Raw genomic sequence first — 13,978 nt, 5'->3', positions numbered from 1 at the left:
GCGTTGACAAGGCTATCCGAAGTACGGTCATCCTTGCCACTGACAAAATGCCTGGCATGCATGAAGGGTTAGCGACCGATGACGGAGATGAATCTCGGCATGACCGAGCGGCTGAAGCCGATCCACGCGCGCGTCGCGGCCATGGTTCGCGACGAGATCATGCCGCTCGACAGGGAATTTCTGAGCGAGGTGGGCAAGGCAGGCAACCGCTGGGTCTACAGTGCGCGCCAGAGCGAGATCCTCGAAGGGCTGAAGAAAACCGCAAGGGAGCGTGGCCTGTGGAATTTCTGGCTGACCGGCTCGGAACGCGGCTATGGCCTTTCCACCGTCGAATATGCCTATCTGGCCGAGGAGATGGGCAAGGCGCATCTCGGCGCCGAGACCTTCAACTGCTCGGCGCCAGACACCGGCAACATGGAGGTGCTGGAACGGTATGGCTCGGCCGACCACAAGAAAGAATGGCTGGAACCGTTGCTCGAGGGCAAGATCCGCTCGGCCTATCTGATGACCGAGCCGGATGTCGCTTCGTCCGACGCCACCAACATCGCCATGCGCTGCGAACGCCAGGGCGACGACTATGTGCTCAACGGCGAGAAATGGTGGGCATCGGGCGCCGGCGATCCGCGCTGCGCCATCTATATCGTCATGGTCCGGACCGGCGGCGATGGAGAGCCGCAGCACCGCCGCCATTCGATGATCCTGGTGCCATCAGGCACAAGGGGCGTGACCAAGGTCCGGGCCATGCAGGTCTATGGCGACGACGACGCGCCGCATGGCCATATGCACCTTCGCTTCGACAATGTGCGCGTACCGGCGTCGAACCTGATCCTCGGCGAGGGCAGGGGGTTCGAGATCGCGCAAGGGCGGCTCGGCCCCGGCCGTATCCATCACTGCATGCGCGCCATCGGCCAGGCCGAGATGGCGCTCGAGATGCTGTGCCAGCGTTCCGTGCGCCGCGAGGCCTTCGGCCAGAAGCTGGCAAAGCTCGGCGCCAATTTCGACATCATCGCCGAATGCCGCATGGAGATCGAAATGGCCCGGCTGCTCTGCCTCAAGGCGGCGTGGATGATCGATCAGGGCGATGCGCGGGCCGCCGCCCCCTGGATCAGCCAGATCAAGGTGGTGGCACCGCGCGTCGCGCTCAAGGTCACCGACGAGGCGGTGCAGATGTTCGGCGCGCAAGGCATCAGCCAGGACACTCCGCTGGCGCGGTCGTGGACGCATCTGCGGACCTTGCGCCTTGCCGACGGGCCGGACGCCGTGCATCGCCGTCAGGTGGCGCGCACCGAGCTGAAGAAATACACGCAGGAAAAGGTCTGAGCATCGGCATCGTCATCCGACGATGCCGATGGGTCCAAGCGAGGAGTGTACCAATGACAGTCCCCTCCGAAATGAAGGCGCTGTTGCTGACCGGCGATGGCTACACCAGGACGCCGAGCGGCAGTGTGCTGGAGGCGATGGAGCCGTATGTCGAGCTGGGCAACATCGCGGTGCCGACACCCGGACCGACGCAGGTGCTGATCAAGGTCAGCCTCGCCTCGATCAATCCGTCCGATGTCGCCTTCGTCAAGGGCCAGTACGGCCAGCCGCGCGCCAAGGGACAGCCGGCCGGCTTCGAGGGCGTCGGCATCGTCGTCGCCAGCGGCGACGAGACCTATCCCCAAAGCCTGATCGGCAAGCGCCTCGCCTTTGCCACCGGCGTCACCAACTGGGGCTCGTGGGCCGACTATGCCGTCGCCGAAGCTGCCGCCTGCATTCCGCTGCTCGACACGGTTCGCGACGAGGATGGCGCGGCGATGATCGTCAACCCGCTCACCGCGCTCGCCATGTTCGACGTCGTCAAGGAGGAAGGCGAAAAGGCCTTTATCATGACCGCCGGCGCCAGCCAGCTCTGCAAGCTGATCATTGGCCTGGCCAGCGGAGAGGGCTTCCGGCCGATCGTCACCGTGCGCCGCGACGACCAGATCGCTTTGCTGAAAGAGCTTGGCGCGGCGCACGTGCTCAATGAAAAGGCGTCGGATTTCAAGGCGGCGCTGCGCGAGGTGGTGAAGGCCGAGCAACCGCGCATCTTTCTCGACGCGGTGACCGGGCCGCTGGCTTCCGCCATCTTCGACACCATGCCGAAGCGGTCGCACTGGATCATCTATGGGAAGCTCGATCCCGAAGCCACTGTTATCCGCGAGCCCGGCCAACTGATCTTCCAGCACAAGCATATCGAAGGTTTCTGGCTGAGCGAGTGGATGCGCCAGTTCCGCGATCGCCGCGGCCCGGCGATCCTGGAAGCGCAGAAGCGTTTTTCCGATGGGCGCTGGTCGACCGACGTGACGGCGGTGGTGCCGCTTGCCGAGGCGATGGCGCGGGTGCCAGCGGAACTGGCCAAGCCGAACGGCAAGGTGTTCATCCGGCCTTAGGCCAATTCGAAAGATTCGAGCAGCTTGGACGCGAGGGGCCTCGGAGGGCTTTGCGGGCAGAGATTGCCGGTTATCCGCCGACGCGGGACCGTCAGGCCGATATACGTCCATCAAGCCCCCTATGCCACGCCGCTGCGTCCGTGATATGCCGCCGCCATCGAATGCCGGGACAGGCTGGACTGAGCCTGTTCCGGGATTGTGTGGGGTGCCTTGATGACGATTTCCAAGCCGGTTTTCGACCGTTTAGGGTTTGGCCTGTGGATCGGAGCGTTCCTGGTCGTTGTTGCCATGGTCCTGTGGTCGCCGTACACGCGGACGGTATGGAAGGCCTATATAGATGGCAGCGAGGCGCTTCTGGCCGGTCTGCCACTCTACGACACCCAATCCGAGATGGGATATCTCTACGCGCCGGCCTTCGCCGCGCTCTACACTCCAATAGTCAAGCTCGGTCCGCATCTGGGCGGCGTGATGTGGCACTCCCTCGGGTTTGCGGTGCTGACCTATGCCGCGATGCGGCAGGTGCGCAAGCTCGGTGGTGACGAGTTGATGTGGCTGCTTTCTTTCGGCCTCTTCCTCGCTTTGCCGATGGCGCTCGGCGCGATCCGCAACGGCCAGTCGACTATCCTTTTGACCGGCGCTTGCTGGCTTCTCACATTGTCGGCGCTGGAAGGCCGACGGGCGGAGACGTTCTTCTGGACTTCGCTTGCCATCATCGCCAAGCCGACCGCGATCATAATGCTGTTGTTGGTAGGAGCCCTTCGGCTTCGGTTGATACCGGTGCTGGTGCTGGCGGTGCTGTTCGTGCTCGCACTGCCTTACGCTTTTGCTCCCGCCGGCTATCTCAACGATCAGTATCGTGTCTTCGCCCGGATGTTGACCTCCATGGCCGTCGACAATACCAGCCATTTCGTGTCCACCGATTTCACGGCACCGTTCACCACGATAGGGCTGCCGATACCGGAATTCGGCGCAACAATCGTGCGCATGGTCATGGCCCTGCTTACGCTTTCAGCCGTCATCTGGTTCGACCGCAGGCTCGAACAGGGAAAGGCGGCGCTGGCGATCTTCCTGACGGCCACCTTCTACATGTGCGTCTTCAACCCGCGCGTCGAACCCAACACCTTTGCCATGATCGCGGTACCAGCCGGTCTTGCCATCGCCCTGTTGTGGCGCGAAGAACGGGGCGGCGTCCTCGCCTCGGTGCTGTCGATGACGCTGTTCGTGACCGGGCTGAGCGGCGTCGAGCGCCATGTGCACGATTTCCTCTTCCCCTGGTTCCGGCCGGTCGCCGTCACTTTCATCGCCGGTTCGCTGATCTGGTGGTTCTGGGCCAAGGCACGGGAAAAGGTAGTGAATGCGGGAGTCGCGAATGGCTGAGCTGCGACAGAGCCTCGATATCGTTGCGCCATTCTTCAACGAGGCGGCATCGGCATCGGCCTTCGCGCGCCTGCTAGGCGAGCTCGAAGCGGCCGTGGCACAGCGCTTCGGCATGACCGTGCACAAGATCCTGGTCGATGACGGCAGCCGTGACGATGGCGCTGGACGATTTTCGCAAGCGCTGACGGGATCGTGGGAGATCGTGCGCCTCAGCCGCAATTTCGGCAAGGAAGTCGCGGTGCTCGCCGGCCTCGACCAGTCGCGCGGCGACATGGTGCTGATCATGGACGCCGACCTTCAGCATTCCCTGGACATCAGCCTGAAGCTGATCGCCGAGCTGGTGGACCATCCCGACATTGACGTCGTCTTTGCCCAGAACGACCGCCGCGAGGCGAGCTGGCGGCGCAGCCAGCTTGCACGGCTTTTCTACAGCCTGATCAACAGCAGCCAGCGTTTCGACATTCCCGAAAATGCCGGTGACTTTCGCGTCATGCGCGGCGCCGTGGCGCGCGCACTGACCAGCCTGCGTGACAAGCGTCGCTTCAACAAGGGCCTGTTTGCCTGGGCCGGCTTTCGCCAGAAGGCGTTGCCCTATTCGCCGGAAGGCCGCGCCAGCGGCACATCGAAATGGAGCCGGCTCAACCTGATCGCCTTCTCGCTCGAAGGGTTCACCTCGTTCTCCGTCATTCCGCTGCGCCTGATCAGTCTTAGCGGGCTGCTCGCGGCGTTGGCCGGCGCGCTCTATGGCGCCAAGGTGTTCTTCGAGGTGATCTTCTACGGCATTGCCGTTCCGGGCTACCCCAGCCTGCTGGTTGCCGTCGTTCTGCTCGGCGGCCTCAATTTGACCCTGCTTGGCCTGATCGGCGAATATGTCTGGGTCACGCTCAGCGAGAGCAAGGATCGCCCGGTCTATCTCGTGCGCGACGTCGTGCGCAGCGTGGCCCCCGGCGACCGGCCGGAGCCGGGCTCTTCGAACAGATGACGCGGCGCATTCGCCTGATCGCTGACGATTACGGCCTGGCGCCTGGCGTTTCCGCCGGGATTCTCGATCTTCTCGATCGGGGGCGCCTGACCGGCACCAGCTGCATGACCGGCTTTCCCGAGTGGGCAAAGGAGGCAGAGCGCATAAAACCGCTGTGCGGCCGGGCCGCGGTCGGGCTGCACCTCACCTTGACCGACCAGTTGGCCGTCACCGGCCGGTCGGCCCTGGCGCCGGAAGGCCGGCTGCCACCGCTCCGCGCACTGGCCTTGCCTGTTCTTCGCGGCCGCATCGGCGACCGCCATGTCCATGCCGAGCTTGACGCCCAGTACAGCCGCTTCGTCGAGGCGCTTGGCCGCCGCCCCGATTTCGTCGACGGGCACCAGCATGTGCATTTCCTTCCCGTCGTGCGCACATGGCTGCGCACGCGGTTTCCAGAAGGCGCCGACAGGCCGGTCCTGCGCGGCGCCCCGGCGCTGGCCGCGGGAGCGAAAGTCGCTGCGATTGCCGCGCTCGCCGCCGGGTTCAACCGCTCGATGCAGCGCGCGGGCTTCATCGTTTTCCAGCCGCTCGCCGGCATCTATGACTGGCGGCAGCCCGAAAAGTTCGCTGCGGTTCTGCAGGCGGCCGTCGAAGGGTTGCCGGAGCGAGGGCTGTTCATGTGCCATCCCGGCCATGTCGACGAGACGCTGCGCGCGCGCGACACCATGCAAGATGTGCGCGAGGTCGAATTCGCGGCCCTCGCATCGGACGAATTCGGCGCTGGCCTGGCCCGCGCCAATGTCGCAATCATGGATGGCAGGGGATGAGCGACGCCGAGCGGCCCCCGCGTTCGACCGGCAACAAGATCGTCCGCTTTGCCATTGTCGGACTGGCGAACACGGCCATCGACCTTGCCAGCTTCTTCCTGCTGCTCAAGCTCGGGGTCTCGCCGCTGCTCGCCAACATCGCTGCCTGGTTCATCGCCGTCACCTTCTCGTTCGCGGCGAACGGCTTGTGGTCGTTCGAGCGCAATCGAGCCATCCGGCTGCATGACGCGTTCCTTCGTTTCGCCACGCTTGGAGCGCTGATTTCGCTCGGTGTCTCCAGCCTCTCGATCGCGCTATTCGCCGGCATCATTGGGGTGTGGCCGGCGAAAATCGGCGGCGTCGTGGTGGCGGCGGTGCTGAATTTCCTCGCCGCACGCTGGTCGATCGAAGGCCGGTTGCTGAGATAGGCGGAATTATTTTTCTTACGAAATTCCGGACGAAAAACCGCTACACACTTTCCTGGAATTTCTATTCTGCCGGCTCCACATTGGTGTAGGCGGCTTCCTCCAACTCGCGCTTCAGCCGGGCTTCCTCGTGGGTCTTCGGCGTGACGAAGCGGCCAAGCAGGAGATAGGCGACCGGCGTCAGGAACAGCGTCGAGACGGTGGCCAGCCCCAGGCCGCCGACGATGACCCAGCCGAGCGCGACGCGCGCCTCGGCACCGGCGCCGCTCGCCAGCACCAGCGGCAGGCCGCCGAGCACGGTGCAGATCATCGTCATCATCACCGGCCGCACGCGGATGATCGAGGCCTGTTCGATCGCCTCGCGCACGCCAAGCCCGCGGTCGCGCAACTGGTTGGCGAATTCGACGATCAGGATGCCGTTCTTGGCCATGACGCCGACCAAAAGCACCAGGCCGATCTGGCTGTAGGCGTTGAGACTGGTGCCCGAGAGGAGAAGCGCGAAAATCGCACAGGCCAGCCCGAGCGGCACCGTCGCCATGATGATGACGGCGCTGACAAAACTCTCGAACTGGGCGGCCAACACCAAAAGGATGATGACCAGCGCGAAGCCGAAAATGGTGACCATGGCGCTGTTGGTCTCGCCCAGCGTCGCCGCCTCGGCCAGGGGCAGGATGCGGCTGCCTGGCGGCAGCAGTGGTGTGGCGATTTGCTCGGCGCGGGTGAGCGCGTCGCCAAGCGCGAAGTCGCCGCTGAGGTTGGAGGTGATCGCCACAGAGGGCTGCTGCTGTTCGCGCGACAGCGATGGCGGCACGGCGCGTTCGGTCAGCGTGGCGATGGTCGACATTGGCACGAAACGTCCGTCGGCTGTTTTCAGGAAGATGTTTTCCAGATCCGTCGGATCGTTGATCGGATTGGTGGTCGAGACCAGCTTCACGCCGTAGCTGCGGTCGGCGATGTAGACGTCGACGACGTCGTTGCCGTCGAGCATGGCCTGCAAGGTGTTGGCCAGTCCTGATATGTCGATGCCGAGGTCGGAGGCGCGCTCGCGGTCGATGGCCACGGCCAGCTGCGGCTGCGTCGGGTCGATGGACAGGCGCGGTGTCTGGAAGCGCGAGTCCTTCTGCATCTCGGCGATGATCTTCACGGCGGCGTCACCGAGTGCCTTGCGGTCGTTGCCGACCAGCGCGAATTGCAGGCCGTTGCCGGCGCCACGGATACCGAGGCTGTTGGGCTGCACCGGGAAGATGCGCACGCTCGGCACCTGCCTGGTCAGCTGGCTGATCTCGGCCATGATCTCCTGCTGGCTGCGGCTGCGCTCGTTCCACGGCGCCAGCGTCATCACCATGAAGCCGGAGTTGTAGGAGCCGTTCTGGCCGGCATTTTCGAAAGTGCTGCGGATCTCGCCGGAATCGCGCATCGGCTGGATCAGTCTCTCGATCTTCTGCATCTGCTGCGTTGTGTAGTCGAGGCTGACGCCTTGCGGGGCGCTGATGCGCAGAAGCACGGCGGCGCGGTCCTCGGTCGGCGTCAGCTCCTGGCGGATGGTGCCGAACAGCGTGAAGGCGGTGCCGGCGAACAGCACCGCGACCAGAAGCACGATCCATGGCGCGTCGAGGCAGGCGTGCAGGCTGCGCTTGTAGGCCGTATTGAGCGCGCCGCCGATGCGGGCGCCGATGCCATGGCCACCTTCGTGGTGAAGCGATGCGCTGGTCAGCATGCGCGAGGCGAGCATCGGGCACAGCGTCAGCGCCACCACGCAGGACAAGAGCACCGACATGGCAAGCACGAAGCCGAATTCGCGGAACAAGCCGCCGGTTTGGCCGGGCAGGAACGAAATCGGCACGAAGACGGCGACCAGCGTCAAGGTGGTGGCGATAACAGCAAAGAACACTTCCTGCGCGCCAAGCACCGCGGCAGCACGCGGTCCCATGCCTTCGTTGCGTCGTCGCACGATGTTTTCGAGCACGACGATGGCGTCGTCGACGACCAGTCCGGTCGCCAGCACCAGAGCGAGCAAGGTCAGGATGTTGACCGAGAAGCCGGCCAGATAGATGGCGGCGATGGTGCCGATCATGGCGACCGGCATCGACAGGCCGGGGATCAGCGTCGCACGCCAGTCGAGGAGAAACATATAGATGACGATCAGCACCATGGTGACGGACAGGCCGAGCGCGATCTCGACCTCGTGCACCGCCCCCTTGACGAAGACGGCGTCGTCGCTGGTGATCTTGATCGACATGCCCTTGGGCAGGTTTTCCTGCAGCTTGGCGACGGCGGCCTGGACACCGGTCGAGATGTCCAACGTATTCGATTCCGCCTGGCGGATGATGCCGATGCCGATGCCGGTCTTGCCGTCCGAACGCAATGTGGTCTGGCCGACGTCGGGGCCGAGCGTGACGGTGGCGACGTCGCGAATGCGCGTCGTGCCGCCGATGATGATGTTTTCGAACTCTTCCGGCGTGGTCACGTCGGCAGTCGTGCGGACGATCAGGTCCTGGTTGGTCGTGGTGATCGAACCGGCGGGGGAATCGAAGGCGACCGAGGCAAGGGCGGCCCTGAGGTCGGCGACCGTGAAGCCGAGGCTGGCCAGCTTGTTCTGGTCGACGTCGATGCGAAAGATCTTGTCGCGGTCGCCATAGACCTGGACATCGGCAACGCCGGGCACGGCGGCCAGCTCGTCCTCGATCTGGTCCTGGACCACCACGGTCATGTCCTGGATCGACATGTTGTCCGAGGTCACCGCCAGTCGCATCACCGGGTCGGAATTGGCGTCGGCCTTGACGATGCGCGGCGGATCGGCGGTGTCCGGCATCTGGTTGGCGACGCGGCCGACGGCGTCACGCACGTCGGAGGCGGCGACATTCAGATCGACGCCGTCGTTGAACTCGATGGTGACGCGGCTCGAGCCGAACGAGGAAGACGACGAGATCGACTTGACGCCTGAGACGCGGGCGACGGCGCCCTCGATCGTGTCGGTCAGTTCGCGGTCGACGGTCTCGGCCGCCGCGCCCTCGAAGGTGGTGGAAACAGTGACGACCGCGCGATCGACGTCCGGCAGTTCGCGGATTTCGACGCCGTAAAAGGCGGCCAGGCCGGCGACCGCGATCAGCGTGTTGAGCACGAAGGCCATGACCGGCCTGCGGATGAACAGCGCGGTGAAGCCGGTATCGCTGGCGGCGTTGATGGTTCCGGTCATGAGCCTTGGGCCGCGTCCGCCGCGCGCTGCTCTTCGCCGGCGAGGCGGACCGCGCCGCCCTCGCTGACGCTCTGGGTGCCTTCTGTGACCACCATGTCGCCATTGTCGATCTCGGCGTCGATCAGCACGGTCTCGGTGTTGCGCTGGATGATGCGCACCGGGACTCGCCTGGCCTTCCCATCCTCGATTTGCCAGACATAGGCGCCGTCCGACCCCCACAGGATCGCCAGCGGGCTGACGGCCGGATAGGTTTGCCCCGGAAATTTCATGATGATGCCGAACGACATGCCGGCGCGCAGCGAATCGGCCGGGTTGGCGATCTTGGCCTTAACCAGCAGGGTGCGGCTCTTTTCATCGATGTGATTGTCGATGGCCGAAACGGTGCCGCTATAGGCGTTGCTGGGATTGGCGATCGGCGTCGCCGTCAATTGCGCACCTACCTTGACGGCGGCGGCGAAGCGCTCGGGCACCAGGAAGTCGACCAGGATAGAGGACCGGTCGTCGAGCGTGGCGATGGCCGACTGGTTGGTGACATAATTGCCGGCCGAGATCGGTAGGATGCCGACGGTGCCGGCGATCGGCGCCAGAATCGACCGGCGCTGCAGTGCAAGTTCCGCATCCTGAAGCGCCAGCTTAGCGCCCGCCAGCACCACCTCGGCATCAGCCACGGCCACCGGGGTCGCGGCATTGGAGGCACGAAGCGACTTGACGCGGTCAAGCTTGGATTGCGCGTCCTGCAAGGCCAGCTTGGCACGGTCCTGAGAGATCACTTCGGTCTCGGAATCGAGGGTTGCGAGGATCTGTCCCTTATCGACATGGCTGCCGGATTCGACCAGCAGTTCGGCGAGGCGGCCGGAGCTGTAGGGATTGACTGTCACCGAGGCGTTGGCACGGCCGGTGCCGATCGCCTGCAGGCGGTCGTTGATAACAGCCGAAGTGGCCGCCAGGGCAACCACGTTCACCGGCTGGTTGCCGTTGCGGCCGTCTGCCTGCCTCGCGTTCGCGGCGCCGCTTGCAGCCGGGGGCGTTGCCGCGTAGGCCCAGTCGATGCCCCAACGTGCCAGCACGTCCGGCGCGCTGGGATAAAAGCGCAGCCAGGCGACTGCCGCCACCACCAGCACCACGAGTGCAAAAAGTATCTGTTTCCAGGCGGCCATCAGCACTCCGGTTGGCAAAACAATCCTTCCGTCTACCGCTTTCCCGAAATGAAGCAGACGCAGCGAGGCTATTGTAAGGCAAAGAAGCCGCCTCGATATCGCGTCTTTATGACAATTCTCCGGGGGCTGCGCACATTAAATATATGTAACGTTTGAGAAAATATGCGTAACGCTTTGGATCATCGCACAGGCACTAACGCAGACTTTCCATCTCACGAATGCGTTTGGCGCCTTCTGCTTCCAGTTGCCTGGTGACGGCGCCGATCAGCGTTTCGGCGACGACGAAAAGGGCAGCCGATGAATCCCATGCCGACGGCACCGCGGTTCGTCCGGCGATAACATGGCGAGCAAAGCGGGCGATCGGCGACAGCCACTGGTCGGTGAACAGCACGATCTGGACGCCACGCTGATGCGCCTTTTCGGCGAAGCGGAGGAGGCTGTCCTGGTAGCGCCTGATGTCGAAAATCACCAGCACGTCGCGCTTGCCCATGTCGATCAGGCGGTCACGCCATATGCTTTCCTGCCCGGCGAGGTGAAAGACATCCGGCTGGATGATGGCGAGGTGGGCGGCCATGTAGCGCGCCAGCGGATCGGTGAAGCGACCGCCGATCAGGAAGGTCTTGCCGCGCCGGTCCGCTAGCCGGGCGGCGATGTCGGCAAGCTGCTTGTCGGACAGGTGCCTGAACGTCTCGCGCATATTGTCGAGCGTCGCTTCCAGCATCGGCGACACCGTCCCACCGCCAGGCGAGGGCGGGTTGAGCGTCCTTGTCGCCGGCGATTGCAGTTGCGCCGCCAGTTCGTCCTGCAGGCTCGACTGGAACTCCGGATAGTTCTGAAAGCCCAGCCGGGCGACGAAACGCAGGATTGTCGGTGAGGAGACGCCCGCCGCGGCCGAGAATTCTGCAACAGTTTTCAGGCCGATCATCGGATAGTTGGCGATCAGCGTCTGGGCCGCGCGCCGTTCGCTGGCCGGCATGGTACCGATGCGGTCGGCGATCAATTCGGCAATGCTGGAAATCATGTTGTCCCCACCCCTGGCTCGGTCGACGGACTTTTCCGAGATCGCATTTGACAAAGCCGGACAAACTGTATGAAATCATCCACAGGGACGCAATGAGGCAAAATACGTAACATACGATACAGCGCTCCCCGGGGACGGCAGAGTATGGAGAAAGCACGGCCCACCAGCCTTGCATCGTCTGATACCGTAAGGGTGACGAACCCCGGCGGATCAAGCCCTTTCGTGCTGACTTGCGATCACGCCTCGAACTTCCTGCCCGCCGAATTCGGCACGCTCGGCCTTGCCGCCGAGGACCTGTCGCGCCACATCGCCTGGGATCCCGGCGCGCTGCCGGTTGCTCGCCGCATGGCGCAGGCGCTCGATGCGACGCTGGTCGAAACCCGCATTTCGCGCCTTGTCATCGACTGCAACCGGCCGCTTGACGCGCCCGACCTGGTGCCGCCGGTCAGCGAGACAACGGCAATACCGGGCAATGCCGGCCTGTCGGAAACTGAGCGCGCGGCGCGTGTCGCGCTGTCATGGCAGCCATTTCATGCCGCCATCGAGCATGTTGTCGACGACAGGCTGGCGCGTGGACAGACGACCCGCCTGGTTTCGGTCCATTCCTTCACGCCGGTATACAAGTCCAAAAACCGGCCCTGGCATATAGGCATCATCCATGACGAGGATCGCCGACTGGCGGCGCCGCTGATATCGGCGCTGAAGCGGCTTGCCGGCGTCACCGTCGGCGTCAACGAGCCGTATTCACCTGTTGACCGCGTCTATTTCACGCTGGAACGGCATGCGCGCTCGCGTGGCCTGCCCTGCGCGATGATCGAAATCCGCAACGACGAAATCGCCGGCGAGACCGGGCAGCGGAAATGGGCGGATCTGCTCACGGGCATTTTTTCGGATCTGGAGCCAGAGGAGGCCGGATATTCCAGATCGCATTCAGTAGGAAAGTCAGTTCAATCGGCTAGCTAGGGCGGGATGTCATCCCGACTCGAGAATCAACAGGGGACGCTAAAATGGCAGCACCGGGTTATACTGAAGTTGACAAGGCGGAGGACGTAAAGCACCTCCACAGCATGGGCTATGCCCAGGAACTGGAGCGGCGTCTCAGTCGCTTTTCGAACTTCGCCGTTTCCTTCTCCATCATCTGCATCCTGTCGGGCGGCATCAATTCGCTGGCGCAAGGCACCTCCGGCGCTGGCGGCATCGGCATCGGCATCGGCTGGCTGGTCGGTTGCTTCGTCTCGCTGACCTTCGCGGTCGCCATGTCGCAGATCAGCTCGGCCTATCCGACGGCCGGCGGCCTCTACCACTGGGGTTCGATCCTCGGCAACCGCGGCACCGGCTGGGTCACCGCCTGGCTCAATCTGCTCGGCCTGATCACCGTGCTCGGCGCCATCAATGTCGGCACCTGGACGTTCTTCATCGGCGCCTTCGGACCGACGCTCGGCATCGAGGGCACGCTGACCAACCAGATGATCTTCCTGATCATCATCACCGGCGCCCAGGCGCTGATCAACCATCTCGGCATCAAGCTGACGGCCAAGCTGACCGATTTCTCAGGCTATCTGATCTTCTTCGGCGCGATCCTGATTGCCGTCGTCTGCCTGATCTCCGCCGAGACCTGGGATTTCAGCCGTCTCTTCACCTTCCACAATTACTCCGGCGATGCCGGCGGCGGCGTCTGGCCAGCGGTGTCGAATGCCTGGGTGTTCGCGCTCGGTCTGTTGCTGCCGATCTATACGATCACCGGTTATGACGCTTCCGCGCACACCTCGGAGGAAACCATCAAGGCGGCTTCTTCCGTGCCGCGCGCCATGGTCATGTCGGTGATCTGGTCGGCCGTTTTCGGCTACCTGTTCCTGGCTGCCTTCGTGCTGATGATCCCGAACATGGACGATGCCGCCAAGCAGGGCTGGAACGTGTTCTTCTGGGCTTTCGACCAGCGCGTCAGCCCCGGCATCAAGGAGTTCGTCTACCTCGTCGTGTTCGTCGCGCAGCTGCTGTGCGGTCTCGCAACCGTGACCTCGGCTTCGCGCATGATCTTCGCCTTCTCGCGTGACGGCGGCCTGCCGGGTTCGGCGGCACTCGCCAAGGTCAGCCCGACCTACCGCACGCCGGTGGCGGCGATCTGGACGGCCTCGATCCTGTCGGTGCTGTTCGTCTGGGGGTCGACGCTGGTTTCGGTCGCCGGCACTTCGGCCTACACCATCGTCGTGTCCTGCACCGTCATCTTCCTGTTCCTGTCCTTCACCGTGCCGATCGTGCTCGGCATGCTGGCCTGGGGCACACCGAAGTGGGACAAGATGGGGCCGTGGAACATGGGGCGCGGCGTCTTCATGCTGTTCGCCTTCCTGTCGATCGTCTCGATGATCCTGATCTTCATCATCGGCATTCAGCCGCCGAACGATTGGGCGCTCTACATCACCGTCGGCTTCTTCATCCTGACGGCGGTCGTCTGGTTCGGCTTTGAGAAGCGTCGCTTCCAGGGCCCGCCGCTCGGCGACATCATCGCGGCGCGTCAGGCGGCCATCAAGGCAGCCGAACAGGCCGTCGGCGAAACCGGCCACTGATATCGACCATCATGGCCATGGCCGGCATCGTGCCGGCCATGGTTTTGTTCAACTCATTCA

Annotated in this window: 11 protein-coding genes; 8 read left to right on the top strand and 3 right to left on the bottom strand. The window is 63.9% G+C overall.

The window, feature by feature from the left end; genetic code table 11:
• Positions 1 to 78: 78 nt before the first annotated feature.
• The 6 genes from EOA13_RS06370 to EOA13_RS06345 all read left to right on the top strand — a co-directional run bounded on the left by EOA13_RS06370 (position 79) and on the right by EOA13_RS06345 (position 5,983).
• Positions 79 to 1,320 (top strand): acyl-CoA dehydrogenase family protein, encoded by a 1,242-nt coding sequence (locus tag EOA13_RS06370; RefSeq protein WP_127290606.1) that lies wholly within the window; start codon positions 79 to 81, stop codon positions 1,318 to 1,320.
• Positions 1,321 to 1,373: 53 nt separating this feature from the next.
• Positions 1,374 to 2,411 carry a zinc-binding dehydrogenase gene (locus EOA13_RS06365; protein ID WP_127290604.1) on the top strand — a complete coding sequence of 346 codons (1,038 nt, stop codon included), beginning with the start codon at positions 1,374 to 1,376 and terminating at the stop codon, positions 2,409 to 2,411.
• Positions 2,412 to 2,624: 213 nt separating this feature from the next.
• The gene (locus EOA13_RS06360; protein ID WP_127290602.1) at positions 2,625 to 3,788 is read left to right on the top strand and encodes a glycosyltransferase 87 family protein; all 1,164 of its coding nucleotides are present in this window, start codon (positions 2,625 to 2,627) and stop codon (positions 3,786 to 3,788) included.
• Positions 3,781 to 4,770 carry a glycosyltransferase family 2 protein gene (locus tag EOA13_RS06355; protein ID WP_127290600.1) on the top strand — a complete coding sequence of 330 codons (990 nt, stop codon included), beginning with the start codon at positions 3,781 to 3,783 and terminating at the stop codon, positions 4,768 to 4,770. Before EOA13_RS06360 ends, EOA13_RS06355 begins: the two co-directional genes overlap by 8 nt.
• Entirely contained in the window at positions 4,767 to 5,576 is an 810-nt protein-coding gene (locus tag EOA13_RS06350; RefSeq protein ID WP_127290598.1) for a ChbG/HpnK family deacetylase, read from the top strand. The genes EOA13_RS06355 and EOA13_RS06350 overlap by 4 nt, the downstream gene beginning before the upstream one ends.
• Entirely contained in the window at positions 5,573 to 5,983 is a 411-nt protein-coding gene (locus tag EOA13_RS06345; protein ID WP_127290596.1) for a GtrA family protein, read from the top strand. Before EOA13_RS06350 ends, EOA13_RS06345 begins: the two co-directional genes overlap by 4 nt.
• Positions 5,984 to 6,044: 61 nt before the next feature.
• Here EOA13_RS06345 and EOA13_RS06340 read toward each other — a convergent pair whose 3' ends face one another.
• From EOA13_RS06340 to EOA13_RS06330, 3 genes are all read right to left on the bottom strand, one after another.
• A complete protein-coding gene (locus EOA13_RS06340; protein WP_127290594.1) occupies positions 6,045 to 9,176 on the bottom strand; it encodes an efflux RND transporter permease subunit in 3,132 nt (1,043 codons plus the stop codon).
• Positions 9,173 to 10,333: an efflux RND transporter periplasmic adaptor subunit gene (locus EOA13_RS06335; RefSeq protein WP_127290592.1), complete on the bottom strand. Its 1,161-nt coding sequence runs from the start codon at positions 10,331 to 10,333 to the stop codon at positions 9,173 to 9,175. Before EOA13_RS06335 ends, EOA13_RS06340 begins: the two co-directional genes overlap by 4 nt.
• A 193-nt stretch (positions 10,334 to 10,526) precedes the next feature.
• Positions 10,527 to 11,354: a MurR/RpiR family transcriptional regulator gene (locus EOA13_RS06330; protein ID WP_127290590.1), complete on the bottom strand. Its 828-nt coding sequence runs from the start codon at positions 11,352 to 11,354 to the stop codon at positions 10,527 to 10,529.
• A 144-nt stretch (positions 11,355 to 11,498) separates the two neighbouring features.
• Between EOA13_RS06330 and EOA13_RS06325 the strand changes: the two genes are divergently transcribed.
• Together EOA13_RS06325 and EOA13_RS06320 are read left to right on the top strand one after the other, a co-directional pair.
• A complete protein-coding gene (locus tag EOA13_RS06325; protein WP_127290588.1) occupies positions 11,499 to 12,317 on the top strand; it encodes an N-formylglutamate amidohydrolase in 819 nt (272 codons plus the stop codon).
• A gap of 44 nt (positions 12,318 to 12,361) precedes the next feature.
• Positions 12,362 to 13,918: an amino acid permease gene (locus EOA13_RS06320; protein ID WP_127290586.1), complete on the top strand. Its 1,557-nt coding sequence runs from the start codon at positions 12,362 to 12,364 to the stop codon at positions 13,916 to 13,918.
• The last annotated feature ends 60 nt before the right edge of the window (positions 13,919 to 13,978 follow it).

The organism is Mesorhizobium sp. M7A.F.Ca.US.011.01.1.1 (genome assembly GCF_003998295.1).
GTDB lineage: Bacteria > Pseudomonadota > Alphaproteobacteria > Rhizobiales > Rhizobiaceae > Mesorhizobium.
This window is presented reverse-complemented; position numbering and strand designations above follow the sequence as displayed.